This is a genomic window from Streptomyces sp. NPDC044003 (assembly GCF_056435185.1).
The window spans coordinates 402,663-416,941 of the sequence record NZ_JBWKFA010000005.1; the positions used below are offsets into that span (position 1 = coordinate 402,663).

The window sequence follows — 14,279 nt, forward strand, 5'->3', positions numbered from 1 at the left end:
GAGCGAAGAGCCCTACTGCGGGGCGAGCTTCTCCGCGAGGCCCGGGTTCCGGTCCAGCCAGGTGCGGACGGCCTCCTGCTCCTTGCCCTTGCCGGTCTCCTGGATGACGGCTTCGAGGTCCGTGAGCTGCTTCTCGGTCAGAGAGAAGTTCTTCAGCCAGGCGCCGACCTCGGGGTTCTCGGCGGCGAAGCCCTTGCGGGTCAGGGTGTGGACGCCGTCGCCCTTGCCCCAGGAGCCCTTGGGGTCGTCGAGCTTCTTCAGGTCGTGGGCGGAGTAGGCCCAGTGCGGGGACCAGAGGGTGACGACGACGGGTTCCTTGCGCTCGTAGGCGCGCTTCAGCTCGGCGAGCATGCCGGGCGTGGAGCCGTCGACGACCTTGTACTCGCCCTCCAGGCCGTACTCCTTGAGGACCTTGTCCTTGAGGATGCCCATCATTCCGGCGCTGGGCTCGATGCCGACGATGCGGCCCTTGAACTGCCCGGCCTTCCCCTTGAGGTCGGCGAGGGAGTCGACGCCCTTCACGTACGAGGGGACGGAGAGCTCCAGGGAGGTGGGGCCGTACCAGGAGCCGAGGTCCTCCAGCTTGTTCCGGTACTTCTCCCAGTACTGCTGGTGCGTGACGGGGAGCCAGGCGTCGGTCTGGAAGTCGAGCTGACCGCCGGCCAGGCCGGTGTAGAGGGCGCCGGCCTCCAGCTGCTTGGTCTCGACCTCGTAGCCGCGGCGCTCCAGGAGCTCCTTCCACAGGTACGTGGAGGCGATGCCCTCGTCCCAGGGGATGTAGCCGATGCTGACCTTCTTGCCGTGGCCGCCGTTCGGGCCGGAGGCGGTGGTGGAGGTCGCGCCGCCGGAGCCGCCGAGGAAGCCCATGCCGCCGGCCGCGAGGGCGAGGACGACGACGCCGACGAGGGCGGTGACGGGCTGCGGGCGGTGGGCCCAGAGCTTGGCCCCGGGCCGCTTCGCGCTGAGCGCGGCGCGGGCCTTGGCGGCGGCGCGGCGGCCCAGCGGGGAGACCTGGCGGCCGAGGGCGCCGGTCATCCGGTCCAGGTACATGGCGAGGACGACGATGGAGACGCCGGCCTCGAAGCCGAGGCCGATGTCGACGTTGCCGATGGCGCGGTAGACGGCGCCGCCGAGCCCGCCGCCGCCGACCATGCCGGCGATGACGACCATGGAGAGGCCGAGCATGATGACCTGGTTGACACCGGCCATGATCGTGGGCAGGGCGAGCGGCAGCTGTACGCGCAGCAGCGTGTTGCGCGGGGTGGTGCCGAACGCCTCGGCGGCCTCGACGAGTTCGCCGTCGACCTGGCGGATGCCGAGCTCGGTCATGCGCACGCCCGGGGGCAGCGCGAAGACGATGGTGGCGATGATGCCGGGGACGACGCCGACGCCGAAGAAGATGATGCCGGGGATGAGGTAGACCATCGCCGGCATGGTCTGCATGAAGTCGAGGACGGGCCGCAGGACGGCGCTGACGGTCTTCGAGCGGGCCGCCCAGATGCCGAGCGGGACCGCGATCACCAGGGTGACGAGGGTGGCGACGAGGACGAGCGAGAGCGTCGACATCGCCTCGTCCCACAGCTGGACCGAGTCGACGAGCGCGAAGCCCGCGAAGGCGAGGACGCCGGCGGCGAGGCCGCGCAGCCACCAGGCGACGACGGCGAGGATGCCGGCGAAGAGCAGCGGCTGGGGTGCGGACAGGACGGCGTCGATGCCGTCGTACAGGCCGGTGACGCCGGCGCTGACGGCGTCGAACAGCCAGGAGAACTGGGCCTGGAGCCAGTCGACGGAGCTGTCGACCCACTGGCCGAGGGGGAGCCTAGGCACGGGCGGTCACCTCCTGGGCCTTGGTGATCGGGGCGTTCGTCGCGGCGACACCGCCCATGACGGCGAGGAGGCGTTCCGTCGGTACGACTCCGAGGACGGAGCCGTCGGTGTCCTCGACGGTCACGGGGTGCGGGGCCAGGGCGGCCACGGCGCACAGGTCGGCGACGAGCGTGTCGGGTCCGACGGCCCGGCAGGCGCAGTCCTCGGGGCAGTCGACCGGGGCGGCGTCCGTCATGACGGCGGCGGCGGTGAGCACCCGGGAGCGGTCGACGTCCTGGATGAAGGAGGCGACGTAGTCGTCGGCCGGGCGGACGAGGATGTCCTCGGCGGTGCCGAGCTGGACGATCCGGCCGTCGCGCATGACGGCGATCCGGTCGCCGAGGCGCATGGCCTCGTTGAGGTCGTGGGTGATGAAGACGATGGTCTTCTTCAGCCGCTGCTGGAGCACGAGGAGCTGGTCCTGCATGTCGCGGCGGATCAGCGGGTCGAGCGCGCTGAAGGACTCGTCCATCAGGAGCAGGTCGGCGTCGGTGGCGAGGGCGCGGGCGAGGCCGACGCGCTGCTGCATGCCACCGGAGAGCTCGTCGGGCCAGGACTTCTCCCAGCCGGCGAGGCCGCACAGTTCGAGGGCCTCGGCGGCGCGGGTCTCGCGCTCGGCGCGGGGCACGCCCTGGACCTCCAGGCCGTAGGCGGCGTTCTCCAGGACGTTTCGGTGCGGGAACAGCGCGAAGTGCTGGAAGACCATGCTGATCTTGGTGGAGCGAACCTCGCGCAGCTCGCGGGGGGAGAGCGCGGTGAGGTCGTGGCCGTCGTAGAGGACCCGGCCCGCCGTGGGTTCGAGCAGGCCGTTGAGCATGCGGAGGAGGGTGGACTTCCCGGAACCGGACAGGCCCATCACGACGAAGATCTGGCCGGGTTCGACGGTGAAGCCGGCGTCGACGACCGCGGCGGTCGTCCCTTCGGCACGCAGCTCATCACGGTCGGCGCCGTCGGCGAGCCTGCGGACGGCTTCGTCGGGTCGTCTGCCGAACACCTTGTACAGACGGTCGGCCTGGAGCCTGGACACATACACCTCACGGGTAGAAATGAAGAACGGCCCCACCACCCCCGCGTGGCCGGCCGTGGAGCGGGCGGGATCGGCCCGCGGGCCCGTCGCGTACGGGGATCCTTTTCGTTGAATCCCGTACCGGGTTCCGCTCCGGGCTCGCGCCTGCCCGGCTTCACAGGGTGCAAACGCAAAGGTGACGGGGGTCACGCGACGGCTCCGCGAGTGCCGTGCGGCACCTTCGCCCCATCCCCTCGCGGCCCGGCGCGCGGAACGGAGGGTCCTGTCGGTGGGGTGCGGCATGATCGGGGTGTGACGCGACGCCTGATGCTCCTCGACACCGCCAGCCTCTACTTCCGCGCGTACTTCGGCGTGCCGGACTCCGTCCGGGCTCCGGACGGCACCCCGGTGAACGCCGTGCGCGGGCTGCTCGACTTCATCACCCGGCTCGTCCAGGACCACCACCCCGACGATCTGGTGGCCTGCTGGGACGAGGACTGGCGGCCGCAGTGGCGGGTGGACCTGATCCCCTCGTACAAGGCGCACCGGGTGGCCGTGGAGACGGAGACGGGCCCCGACGAGGAGGAGATCCCGGACACCCTGTCCCCGCAGGTGCCGGTGATCGAGGAGGTCCTCGCGGCGCTGGGCATCGCGCGGGTCGGGGCGGCGGGGTACGAGGCGGACGACGTGATCGGGACGCTGGCCGGCCGCGCCGGGGGGCCCGTGGACATCGTCACCGGCGACCGCGACCTGTTCCAGCTGGTCGACGACGCGCGGGGCGTCCGCGTGCTGTACCCGCGCAAGGGCGTCGGGGACTGCGACCTGGTGGACGCGGAGCTGATCCGCACGAAGTACGGGGTGCGGCCCGATCAGTACGCGGACTTCGCGGCGCTGCGCGGGGACGCGAGCGACGGCCTGCCCGGGGTGAAGGGCATCGGCGAGAAGACGGCGGCGCAGCTGATCACGGAGTACGGGGACCTGGCGGGCGTCCGGGCGGCGGCGGAGGACCGGACGTCGAAGCTGACGCCGGCGAAGCGGCGCGGGATCGTGGAGGCGGCGGCGTACCTGGACGTGGCGCCGACGGTGGTGCGGGTCGCCGCCGACGCACCGCTCCCGGAGTTCGACGCGGCCCTGCCGACCGCTCCCCGCGACCCGGCCGCCCTGGAGGCGCTGGTGAAGCGCTGGAACCTGGGCGGTGCGGTGGGACGCCTGCTGCCGGTCCTGGAGCGCTGACGGGGGCGGCGGACCGCGTGAACCCTGGGCGGTCCACCGTCGCTCGGGCCTTTCTTGCCACGAGATGCTAGCTTAGGCATACCTAAGTACGCAGAGTCAGGAGAGCCCGCCGTGGCAGAGCAGCCGGCCCGCAAGGCACCGAAGGCCACCGAAGCCCGTGTGGTGCACACCGAGCGGATCACCCCGCACATGGTGCGCGTCGTGCTGGGCGGGCCCGGGCTCGACGGCTTCGCGGCGGACACGTACACCGACCACTACGTGAAGCTCCTCTTCGCCCCCGAGGGGGTCACCTACCCGGAGCCGTTCGACATGGAGCGGATCCGGGCGGAGTTCCCCCGGGAGCAGTGGCCGACGACGCGGACGTACACCGTGCGGGCCTGGGACCCGGTCCACCGCGAGCTGACCATCGACTTCGTGGTCCACGGCGACGAGGGCCTGGCGGGCCCGTGGGCGGCGCGCGCCCAGGCGGGCGAAACGGTCCGTTTCCTCGGCCCCGGCGGCGGCTACACGCCGGACCTGGCCGCGGACTGGCACCTGCTCGCGGGCGACGAGAGCGCGCTTCCGGCGATCGCGGTGGCCCTGGAGCGGCTGCCCGAGGGGGCGAGGGCGCACGTACTCGTGGAGGTCGCGGACGCGGCCGAGGAGCAGAAGCTGGCGACGGCCACGGGCATCGAGGTCAGCTGGCTGCACCGGGGCGACCGGCCGACGGGCGGGGCCCTCGTCGAGGCCGTCACGACCCTGGACTTCCCCGCGGGTGACGTGCACGCCTTCGTCCACGGCGAGGCGGGCTTCGTGAAGGAGCTGCGCCGACACCTGCGGCTGGACCGGGGCGTGGCGCGGGAGCGACTGTCGATCTCGGGCTACTGGCGCCTGGGCAAGACGGACGAGGGCTGGCGCGCGATGAAGCGCGAGTGGAACGACCAGGTGGAGCGCGAGCAGGACAACTGAGCCGAGGGGCCCGGGGCTACGAGAGCCCCGGGCCCCTTCGTCACCCCGCTCCCCCGTCCCGCGCCCGCCCGAACGTGCTCTCCGAGGCGTCCATGTGGGCCAGGCGGCGCAGCGCGGAGAAGATCACGTCGCCGAGGACCGTGCCGACGACCGCGCTCTCCACGAGCTCCTCCCGCGCCACATGGCGCGCCACGTAGTCCAGATCGGCCCGCGCCACCTGTTCCGCCGCGTCCGCGTACGTGTCCAGGACGTCGACGAACCGACCGTGCCCGAGTTCGTCGAGCGCCACGAGCGCCGCCGCGAGGGCCTCCGACGCCGGTCCGGAGGGGTCGGCGTGCCAGCCGCGCGCCGCGATCAGCCCGGCGACCGCCTTGCGCGCCTCCTCGATGCCGTCTCCGGCTTCGCGCTCGTAGCGCGGCACCAACGGCCCGGTCGCCGCGCCCAGCACGTCGTGCACCGGCTGCTCCGGGTCGTCGACCGCCGTGACCACGCCGCGGATCGCCGCCACCGACAGGCCGCCCACGTCGAGGAGCGCCCGGATCAGGCGGAGCCGCTGCACATGCGTCTCCCCGTACGAGGCCTGGTTCGGGCTCGTCAACTCTCCGGCGGGCAGCAGCCCTTCCCGTACGTAGAACTTGATCGTCGGCACCGACACCCCGGTCCTGCGACTCAACTCTCCGATGCGCACAGCGCGTTCACCTTCCAGATCCTTCTCCGGCCTTGCCGACCGACACCCCCATCATAGATAGTGGCGCTATCGGATAGTGGCGAGTACCACTATCCATACACTCCCACGGGGGGATTCGTATGTCTTCGTCCAGCCCGCACACCTCGGTCGCGCCACCGCCCCGGCTGCACCGTCCCCTGGTCTGGTTCGCCACCTCGATGGGCGTCCTCGCCCTCGTCTCCGCCGTCGGCATCGTCGTCGACGACCGGATGCTGGTCGGCGTCCCCATCTGGACCAAGCCGTTCAAGTTCTCGGTGTCGTTCGTCGCCTACGCGCTCTCGCTGTCCTGGATGCTCTCGCTGCTGCCCCGCGGCCGGCGGGCCGGCTGGTGGGCCGGGACGGTGCTCACGGTCGCCAGCCTCATCGAGATGGTGCTCATCACCCTCCAGGTGATCCGGGGCACCCAGAGCCACTTCAACCAGCAGACCCCCTTCGACGCGGCCGTCTTCCAGATCATGGGCGCCACCGTCGCCGTGCTCTGGCTGAGCGCCCTCGTCATCGCGGTCCTCCTGCTCCGCGCCCGAATCCTCGACCCGGTCATGGCCGGGGCCGTCCGCCTGTCCTCCCTGATCGCCCTGGCGGGCGCGGCCGTCGGCTTCCTGATGGTCCGTCCGACACCGGAGCAGCTGGCCGCCGACAACCCGCCGCGTATCGGCGCCCACAGCGTGGGCGTCCCCGACGGCGGCCCGTCGATGCCGGTCACCGGCTGGGCGACAACCGGCGGAGACCTGCGCATCCCGCACTTCTTCGGCATGCACGCGCTCCAGCTGCTCCCGCTGCTGCTGATCGTCCTGACCGCCCTCGCCGCACGCTCCTCCCGCTTCCCGGCCTTCGCCCGCCTGGCCGACGAGCGGGTACGGCTGCGCCTCACGCTCACGGCCTCGGCCGCGTACGCGGCGACCTTCGCCCTGCTGACCTGGCAGGCACTGCGCGGCCAGGCGCTGTTCGCCCCGGACGGGGCGACGCTCGCGGCCGCGGGAGGCATCGTCCTGCTCGGCAGTGCCGCCGCGGCACTGTCCCTCCGTACCGGCACCGACTCCCCCGCCCCGGCCCGTACCAAGGAGATGGCGGCATGACCGGCTTCCTCTTCGAGCTGACGTTCTTCCTCGCGGCGCCGGTCTGGCTGCTCATGATCTTCGCGCCGAACTGGCGGGGAACCGAGCGTCTGGCCGCCTCACCCCTGACCGTCCTGCCGCTGCTGGCCCTCTGGGCGGTGTTCGCCGCCCCCGTCCTGCCCGAACTGTGGGCGGCGGTCAGCAGCCCGGACATCGACACCTTCCGCGACCTCACCGTCCTCGCGAACGGCGCGAGCGCGCTCTGGGCCCAGGTCATCGCCTGGGACCTCCTCCTCGGCCAGTGGATGTACCGCGAGGCCCGCCGCCTCTCGATCCCGCCGCTCCTGATGGCCCCCGTGCTCCTCCTGACCATCCTGCTCTCCCCTCTCGGACTGCCGTTGTTCCTGGTGGTCCGCGCGGTCTGGACGACCAGGAAGAAGCAACACCCGGTCCTCACCCCGGCGTGACGGCCTACCCTGACCGGATGCCGGACATCGACCGCGCCGTGGGCGCCGTACTGGGCTCCGCCGTCGGCGACGCGCTGGGCGCCCCCTTCGAGTTCGGGCTCGTCCGTCGCCTCGCCCGGGCCTCGACCTCGGCCGTGTACTTCGCGGCGCGGGTGCCTCCGTGTGGGCAATCGTCCCGCAGGGCGGGACGGGTGGGCACACGGGACGGCGCCCTCCAGCGGCGCCTCCGCCTTCCGAGCCTGGACCCGCACCCCAAACGGCGGCGCACATCGTGGTGCGGGTCAGGGCGCGGGAGCCTAGGCCCGGCAAGGGGCGCCGTCCGTTGTGCCCACCCGTTCCGCCCCAGCGGAACAACTGCCCACAACGGGGTGGCGGCCGTGACGGGCACCCTCGCGGGCGCGGTCTACGGCTCCGGCGCCGTCCCCGCTCGCTGGACGTCCCTCCTCCACGTCCCGCTTCCCGGCTCCGCCGGACGGGTCCTGCGTGCCGAGGACCTTCGGGACCTGGCCGAAGCCCTCGCCGCCGGGCGGCGGTAGCGGCTCCGGGGCCGGCGGTCCGTCAGGAGGCGCTCTGCCTGCGGGCCGTGAGCTGGAAGAGCCGTGCGGTGTGCATGTAGGGAGCGCGCGCTGTCGTGGCGAGTTCCAGTCGTTCCAGGTCCGCGTAGTACGCCGGGTCGTACTTGCGCGCGTCGTCGGTCAGGTAGTCGCAGAAGCTCCGGATGCCGTAGTGCCGCACGTCCCGGCAGCCGAGGTCACCGAGGACCGGGATGATCTCCTCCGCCGTGTGGAGCGTCAGCTCGGAGTCGAACATCTCGTTCCGGAGCAGGTCGCTGTCGAGTGCCGCCAGGGCGGCGGCAGGGTCCAGCTGCCGGACGGCGATGTTCAGCGGCGCAGAGTGCCGGTTGATCGCCATCACGGAGAACAGCCCTCCTTCCTTCAGCGGGGCGAGCGCGGTCGCCAGGGTGCCGGGCACGTCGTCCACGTACTGCAGGAGGTTGTGGCACAGCACCACGTCGAAGCCGCCCCCGGCGATCTCCGCCGGCAGGTCGTGCACATCCGCCCGGACACAGGTCACCCGTTCCGACAGCCCCCTCTCCGCGGCCCGCGCCTCGGCCGCGGCCAGCATGGCGGGCGCGACGTCGACCACGGTGACGTGGTGCCCCCGCGCGGCGAGCCGCATCGCGTCACCGCCGTCGCCGCCCGCGAGGTCGAGGATCCGCAGCGGCCCGCCCCCGGGCCCGTCGTCGAGGTGGCGCATGAGGTTCGCCTCGGCGAGCGTGTAGCGGAGGCGGCCCCAGGGGGCGTCCTGCCATTCCTGCCAAGTGGCCATCGCGGTGTCGAACTTCTCGGGATCTTGAGCCATTCCGCGACGATAACGTCAGCCGCGTCTCAGCTCCGGGCGTGGAGCGTCGCCAGGACGTCCCGGTCCGGCTGGAGCGTGAGGCTGGGGACCGGCAGGATCTCGTCCGCGGTGACCTCCACGTGGAAGCGGCGCGCCAGGACCGCGAGGACGAGGACCGCCTCGACGAGAGCGAAGCGGGTGCCCAGGCACACACGGGGTCCTCCGCCGAAGGGGAACCAGGCGTACTCGGGTATCTCCTCGGCCGGTTCGCCGTCCTGCCCGATCCACCGCTCGGGGCGGAAGGCCTCGGCGTCGCCGTACCAGCGGGGGTCGCGATGCGTAGCCCACTGGCTGGACCAGACGCGGGTGCCGACGGCCACGGGCATGCCCCGGAGGGTGGCGCCCTCTTTGGCCAGCCCGGTGATCAGCCAGATCGTGGGGTACAGACGGAGGGTCTCCTTGATGACCGCCTGGGTGTACGTCAGGGAGGCGTAGTCGTCGTAGCCGGGTTCGTGGTCGGCGAGGACCCGGTCGAGTTCCTCCGTGAGGGCCTCGCGGACCCGGGGGTTGCGGGAGAGCAGGTACCAGGCCCAGACGAGGGTGGAACTCGTGGTCTCGTGACCGCCGATGTAGAGGGTGACGGTCTCGTCCCTGATCTCCTGGTCGGAGAGCGAGGCCCCGGTCTCGTCCCGGGCGGCGAGCAGACGGCTGAGCAGGTCCGGACGTTCGGTCTCGCCGTCGCGGTGCTGGGACACGACACGGGAGACCTCCGCGTCGATGACGGCGGTGGCGCGCTTGATCCGGGCGCGTCCGGGGGTGGGGACCCAGTCGGGCAGGACCGCGCCGATGCCGCTGAACTCGGCCCCGATCTCCTTCTGCGCGATGTCCATGGCTCGGCCGATGGCCTCGGCGTCGGCTGCCGTGTCGACGCCGAAGATCGTGCGGACCGCGACGAGTTGGGTGAGAGCGGCCATCTCCTTCTTGATGTCGACCCGCTGCCCGTCGCTCCACCGGTCGGCGAGGGCGACGGCGCATTCGGCCATGGTCGCCGCGTAGGAACGGACCTGCTTCGGGCGGACGGACGGCTGCACCAGGGACCGCTTGCGCCGCCAGTCCGCGCCCTTGGAGACGATCACACCGTTCCCCAGGAGCGTACGGAAGGCGATGCCGAGGTCGGGCTGGTCGAAGGTGCGCTCGACTTCGGTGAGGAGCTCACCGACCGCGTCGGGGTCCGCGATGAAGAGTGAGGGCTTGCCGCCGAAGCGCCAGCGCACGAAGTCGCCACGCCCCCGCAGCTCCTCGAAGAAGGCCAGCGGGTTCTTGCCGAAGGCCGGCAGGTTCCCGAGGAAGGGCACACCTCGCGGCCCCTCGACGACAACCGGAGCCGCCGGAGTCTCTCCCCCGCGCCCCGTCGGTCCGCCGCCGCTCGACCCTCCGCCCGGCGCCTCCGCCGGCTGTTCTTCGTCTCGCGCCCCGGCGTCCGGGCCGGCCTGCGTGGTCATCCGCGTTCCCCTCCCCAACTGACTTCCCCTGCTTGCGAGTCCATGCAAGCGGAAGCCCCGGCCCCCGCGCCACCCCTGTGGACAACGACCTGTGGACAACCCCTGTCGGCGGCATGCCAAGGGGCCCGTGGCGCACACGCCACGGGCCCCTTCGGAAACCGTCGATCCGTCGAACCGTCAGCCGTCAGCCGTCAGCCGTCAGCCGTCAGCCGTCAGCCGTCAGCCGTCAGCCGTCAGCCGTCAGCCGACCGAGCTGTACGCGACGACGCCGCGCAGCAGCGCCTCCACGGCCTTGCGGGCGTTCTTGGAGACCGTGCTGTTCTCCTTGGGCGCCGCCGCGGCGATCTGTCCGAGGACGTCGATCACCTGCTTGCACCAGCGGACGAAGTCGCCCGCGGGCATCTCCGCCTCGCGGAGCACCTCGTCGAGGCTCTTGTCGGAGGCCCACTGGTAGGCGGCCCAGGCGAAGCCGAGGTCCGGCTCGCGCTGACCGACACCCTCCGCCTGGTTGATCTTGAACTCCTCTTCGAGGGCGTCCAGACGGCCCCAGATCCGGACCATCTCGCCGAGCGCCACCTTGGCGTTGCCCGTGGGCAGCTTGGGCGCGACGGCGTCGTCGGCCTGCCGCGCCTCGAACACCAACGCCGAGACGCAGGCGGCGAGTTCGGCCGGGGTGAGGCCCTCCCAGACGCGGTCGCGGAGGCATTCGCTCGCCAGCAGGTCGAGCTCGCCGTACAGCCGGGCGAGCCGCTTGCCGTTGTCGGTGACATCGTCGCCGCGCAGATAGTCGAGCTCGGTGAGGAGCGCGACGATCCGGTCGAAGGTGCGGGCGATGGTGTTGGTGCGGCCCTCGATGCGCCGCTCCAGCTGCTGGGTGTCGCGCTGGAGACGGTGGTAGCGCTCGGCCCAGCGGGCGTGGTCCTCGCGCTCGTCGCAGCCGTGGCAGGGGTGCGCGCGGATCTCGGTGCGCAGCCGGGCGATCTCGCGGTCGTCGGCCGCGGCGGCGCGCTGCCGCTGGTGGCGCTCGGGGTTGATGTGCCCGGCCTTGCTCCGCAGGGCGGAGGCCAGGTCGCGGCGGGACTGCGGGGAGCGCGGGTTGAAGGACTTCGGGATCCGCATGCGCTCCAGCGCCTCGACCGGGACCGGGAAGTCGATCGAGGCGAGCCTCTTGACCTGCCGCTCGGCGGTGAGGACGAGGGGGCGCGGCCCGTCGTGGTGCTCGAAGCCGCGGTGGCCGTTGGTGCGGCCGGCCGGGATGCCCGGGTCGAGGACGAGGGCGAGGCCCGCGAACTTGCCGGTGGGGACGTGGATGACGTCGCCGGGCTTGAGCTTCTCCAGGGAGCTGGCGGCCTGGGCGCGGCGCTGGGCGGCGCCCTGCCGGGCCAGTTCCGTCTCGCGGTCCTTGAGGTCGCGGCGGAGCCGCGCGTACTCCTCGAAGTCCCCGAGGTGGCAGGTCATGCCCTCGCGGTAGCCCTCGAGTCCCTCCTCGTTCCGCTGGACCTGGCGCGAGATGCCCACGACGGAGCGGTCGGCCTGGAACTGGGCGAAGGAGGTTTCGAGCAGCTCGCGGGAGCGGTGCCGGCCGAACTGGTCGACGAGGTTGACCGCCATGTTGTACGAGGGCTTGAAGCTGGAGCGCAGCGGGTACGTGCGCGTGCCGGCGAGTCCGGCGAGGTGGCCGGGGTCGAGGCCGCGCTGCCAGAGCACGACGGCGTGGCCCTCGACGTCGATGCCGCGGCGTCCGGCACGGCCGGTGAGCTGGGTGTACTCGCCGGGGGTGATGTCCGCGTGCTGCTCGCCGTTCCACTTGACGAGCTTCTCGAGGATGACGGTGCGCGCGGGCATGTTGATGCCGAGGGCGAGGGTCTCGGTGGCGAAGACGGCCTTGACGAGGCCGCGGACGAAGAGCTCCTCGACGACCTCCTTGAAGGTCGGGAGCATGCCGGCGTGGTGGGCGGCGATGCCCCGCTCCAGCGCTTCGAGCCACTCGTAGTAGCCGAGGACGTGCAGGTCCTCGCTCGGGATCGCGGCCGTGCGCGCCTCGACGATCTCTCGGACGCGCAGCCGCGCCTCGTCGTCGTTGAGCCGGAGTCCGGCGTAGAGGCACTGCTGGACGGCGGCCTCGCAGCCGGCGCGGCTGAAGATGAAGGTGATGGCGGGCAGGAGCCCCTCGGCGTCGAGGCGCTCGATGACCTCGGGCCGGCCGGGGGTCCAGATCCGGGAGCGCTGGCGGCGCTCGCGCTCGCGGTCGGCCTCGCGGACCATCTTGCCGCGGCGCCGGTCGCGCGGGTTGTACGTGCGCGTGTTCTCGGTGCGGGCGAGGCGCAGGAGGTCGGGGTTGACCTCGCGCCGGGAGGCGCCGCGGCCGCCGTGGTCGGTCTCCTCCTCGAAGAGGTCGTACATCCGGCGTCCGGCGAGGACGTGCTGCCAGAGGGGTACGGGGCGGCTCTCCGAGACGATGACCTCGGTGTCGCCGCGGACGGTGTCGAGCCAGTCGCCGAACTCCTCGGCGTTGGACACGGTGGCGGAGAGCGAGACGAGGGTGACGGATTCGGGGAGGTGGATGATCACTTCCTCCCAGACGGCGCCACGGAAGCGGTCCGAGAGGTAGTGGACCTCGTCCATCACGACGTATCCGAGGCCGGAGAGGGCCTGGGATCCCGCGTAGAGCATGTTGCGGAGGACTTCGGTGGTCATGACGACGATCGGGGCGTCGCCGTTGACGCTGTTGTCACCGGTGAGCAGGCCGACCTTGTCGGCGCCGTACCGCTTGACGAGGTCGGCGTACTTCTGGTTCGACAGCGCCTTGATGGGCGTCGTGTAGAAGCACTTGCGGCCCTGGGTGAGGGCGAGGTGGACGGCGAACTCGCCGACGATGGTCTTGCCGGAGCCCGTGGGCGCGGCGACGAGTACGCCCTTCCCCGCTTCGAGTGCCTGGCACGCCTCGATCTGGAAGGGGTCCAGACCGAAGTCGTACAGCTCGCGGAAGGGGGCCAGTGCGGTGGCCTGCTCGGCGTTGCGGGCGAGGGCGGCCGCGTACGCCTGGGCTGGTGTGAGGTCCTCTGTCATCTTGTTGTCGAGCCTACCCGCCACCTGTGACAGTGACGCGATCTTTATCGAGGGGATGCGGAGGGCCCGGTTCCAGGGGGCGCCAGGGCGGATCCGGCGGGTGCCCGGGCGGATCCCGGGGCCGCTAGACCGCGGCCGGGGCGAGGACGCGCAGGGCGTCCGGGACGCATTCCGCGGTGAGCGGCAGCGGGCCGAGCGGCTCGCCGTCGGCGTAGCCGGTGGTGCCGGGGGCGTCGAGGGTCAGGGAGCGGACCCGGTACGTCGTGACCTTGGGGTGGTCGAGGTGGGTGCCCTTGTAGACGCGGGGGAACACCTTGATCAGGGTGGTGCGGTCGCAGTCCCCGACGACGGTGACGTCGAGGAGCCCGTCGTCGGTGCGGGCGTCGGCACAGATCCGCATGCCGCCGCCGTAGGAGGTGCCGTTGCCGACGGCGACGAGGGTGGCGTCGGTCTCCAGGACGCGCCCGTCGTCGAAGGTGAGGCGGTACGGGACGGGCCGGAAGGTCGCGAGCTCGGCGAGGATCGCGAGGTCGTACGTGAAGCGCCCGGCGGGCAGGCGCATGCGGTTGCCGCGGTCGTTGACGCGCGAGTCGAAGCCGGAGGCGAGGACGGTGCCGTACCAACGCGTGCGCGTGCCGCTCGTGACGCGCCCGAGGTCCATGGCGCGGGCCCCCTCGCCCTTCAGGAGTCCGGCGACGAGGCGGGCCGCGGCGGCGGGGTCGCGGACGGGCAGGCCGAGGGTGTGGGCGAAGTCGTTGCCGGTGCCGGCGGCGATGATCCCGAGAGGGGTCGTGGTGCCCGCGACGGCCTGGAGCGCGAGGGAGATCATCCCGTCGCCGCCGACGGCGACGAGGGCGCCGGTGCCGGCGGCGACGGCCTCGCGCGCGCGTGCCAGGGCGTCTTCGGCGTCGAGCCCGAGGACGGTACCGACGGAGAATCCGGCGTCCCCGAGCAGCTGGGCGGCGGACCGGGCGGCGTGGACGCCGCGGCCGCGGCCGGCGGTGGGGTTGACGAAGAGGGTGACGTCGCTGGTCATGTGAGGGTCCCCCCGGACGGAGTCTGGGG

The 14,279-nt window shown here is 72.2% G+C and carries 11 protein-coding genes and 1 pseudogene; 5 read left to right on the plus strand and 7 right to left on the minus strand.

Annotated features, from left to right (window positions below; translation table 11 throughout):
• Nucleotides 1–12: 12 nt before the first annotated feature.
• Together AC07AW_RS22320 and AC07AW_RS22325 are read right to left on the minus strand one after the other, a co-directional pair.
• Entirely contained in the window at nt 13–1,827 is a 1,815-nt protein-coding gene (locus AC07AW_RS22320; protein ID WP_478817209.1) for an ABC transporter permease/substrate binding protein, read from the minus strand.
• Nucleotides 1,820–2,893, minus strand: a complete 1,074-nt coding sequence (locus tag AC07AW_RS22325; protein WP_478817210.1) for a quaternary amine ABC transporter ATP-binding protein — start codon at nt 2,891–2,893, stop codon at nt 1,820–1,822. Before AC07AW_RS22325 ends, AC07AW_RS22320 begins: the two co-directional genes overlap by 8 nt.
• Nucleotides 2,894–3,199: 306 nt before the next feature.
• Between AC07AW_RS22325 and AC07AW_RS22330 the strand changes: the two genes are divergently transcribed.
• Nucleotides 3,200–4,105 carry a 5'-3' exonuclease gene (locus tag AC07AW_RS22330; RefSeq protein ID WP_478817390.1) on the plus strand — a complete coding sequence of 302 codons (906 nt, stop codon included), beginning with the start codon at nt 3,200–3,202 and terminating at the stop codon, nt 4,103–4,105.
• Between the two features lie 111 nt (nt 4,106–4,216).
• Nucleotides 4,217–5,053 carry a siderophore-interacting protein gene (locus tag AC07AW_RS22335; RefSeq protein WP_478817211.1) on the plus strand — a complete coding sequence of 279 codons (837 nt, stop codon included), beginning with the start codon at nt 4,217–4,219 and terminating at the stop codon, nt 5,051–5,053.
• 40 nt (nt 5,054–5,093) lie between these two features.
• Here AC07AW_RS22335 and AC07AW_RS22340 read toward each other — a convergent pair whose 3' ends face one another.
• Nucleotides 5,094–5,741 carry a MerR family transcriptional regulator gene (locus AC07AW_RS22340; protein WP_478817212.1) on the minus strand — a complete coding sequence of 216 codons (648 nt, stop codon included), beginning with the start codon at nt 5,739–5,741 and terminating at the stop codon, nt 5,094–5,096.
• A gap of 197 nt (nt 5,742–5,938) precedes the next feature.
• Here AC07AW_RS22340 and AC07AW_RS22345 point away from each other — a divergent pair, with 197 nt between their 5' ends.
• The 3 genes and pseudogenes from AC07AW_RS22345 to AC07AW_RS22355 form a co-directional block, all read left to right on the plus strand.
• The gene (locus AC07AW_RS22345; RefSeq protein WP_478817391.1) at nt 5,939–6,856 is read left to right on the plus strand and encodes a hypothetical protein; all 918 of its coding nucleotides are present in this window, start codon (nt 5,939–5,941) and stop codon (nt 6,854–6,856) included.
• The gene (locus AC07AW_RS22350; RefSeq protein ID WP_478817213.1) at nt 6,853–7,302 is read left to right on the plus strand and encodes an ABA4-like family protein; all 450 of its coding nucleotides are present in this window, start codon (nt 6,853–6,855) and stop codon (nt 7,300–7,302) included. The genes AC07AW_RS22345 and AC07AW_RS22350 overlap by 4 nt, the downstream gene beginning before the upstream one ends.
• Nucleotides 7,303–7,670: 368 nt before the next feature.
• Nucleotides 7,671–7,838 (plus strand): annotated as a pseudogene (locus AC07AW_RS22355) (ADP-ribosylglycohydrolase family protein); the annotation flags it as partial.
• A gap of 22 nt (nt 7,839–7,860) precedes the next feature.
• Here AC07AW_RS22355 and AC07AW_RS22360 read toward each other — a convergent pair.
• The 4 genes from AC07AW_RS22360 to AC07AW_RS22375 all read right to left on the minus strand — a co-directional run bounded on the left by AC07AW_RS22360 (nt 7,861) and on the right by AC07AW_RS22375 (nt 14,250).
• A complete protein-coding gene (locus tag AC07AW_RS22360; protein ID WP_478817214.1) occupies nt 7,861–8,664 on the minus strand; it encodes a class I SAM-dependent methyltransferase in 804 nt (267 codons plus the stop codon).
• A 26-nt stretch (nt 8,665–8,690) separates the two neighbouring features.
• Nucleotides 8,691–9,998, minus strand: a complete 1,308-nt coding sequence (locus AC07AW_RS22365) for a cytochrome P450 (protein WP_478817215.1) — start codon at nt 9,996–9,998, stop codon at nt 8,691–8,693.
• Nucleotides 9,999–10,385: 387 nt separating this feature from the next.
• Nucleotides 10,386–13,214, minus strand: a complete 2,829-nt coding sequence (locus AC07AW_RS22370; protein ID WP_478817216.1) for a DEAD/DEAH box helicase — start codon at nt 13,212–13,214, stop codon at nt 10,386–10,388.
• Nucleotides 13,215–13,338: 124 nt separating this feature from the next.
• Nucleotides 13,339–14,250 (minus strand): diacylglycerol kinase, encoded by a 912-nt coding sequence (locus AC07AW_RS22375; RefSeq protein ID WP_478817217.1) that lies wholly within the window; start codon nt 14,248–14,250, stop codon nt 13,339–13,341.
• Between the last annotated feature and the right edge of the window lie 29 nt (nt 14,251–14,279).

What these genes read in the sequence shown, in the direction of transcription:
- AC07AW_RS22330 (WP_478817390.1), top strand. Translation starts at nt 3,200, where the DNA reads ATGCTCCTCGACACCGCCAGCCTCTACTTCCGCGCGTACTTCGGCGTG.
- AC07AW_RS22345 (WP_478817391.1), top strand. Translation starts at nt 5,939, where the DNA reads ATGGGCGTCCTCGCCCTCGTCTCCGCCGTCGGCATCGTCGTCGACGAC.
- AC07AW_RS22350 (WP_478817213.1), top strand. Translation starts at nt 6,853, where the DNA reads ATGACCGGCTTCCTCTTCGAGCTGACGTTCTTCCTCGCGGCGCCGGTC.
- AC07AW_RS22360 (WP_478817214.1), bottom strand. Translation starts at nt 8,664, where the DNA reads ATGGCTCAAGATCCCGAGAAGTTCGACACCGCGATGGCCACTTGGCAG.
- AC07AW_RS22370 (WP_478817216.1), bottom strand. Translation starts at nt 13,214, where the DNA reads ATGACAGAGGACCTCACACCAGCCCAGGCGTACGCGGCCGCCCTCGCC.
- AC07AW_RS22375 (WP_478817217.1), bottom strand. Translation starts at nt 14,250, where the DNA reads ATGACCAGCGACGTCACCCTCTTCGTCAACCCCACCGCCGGCCGCGGC.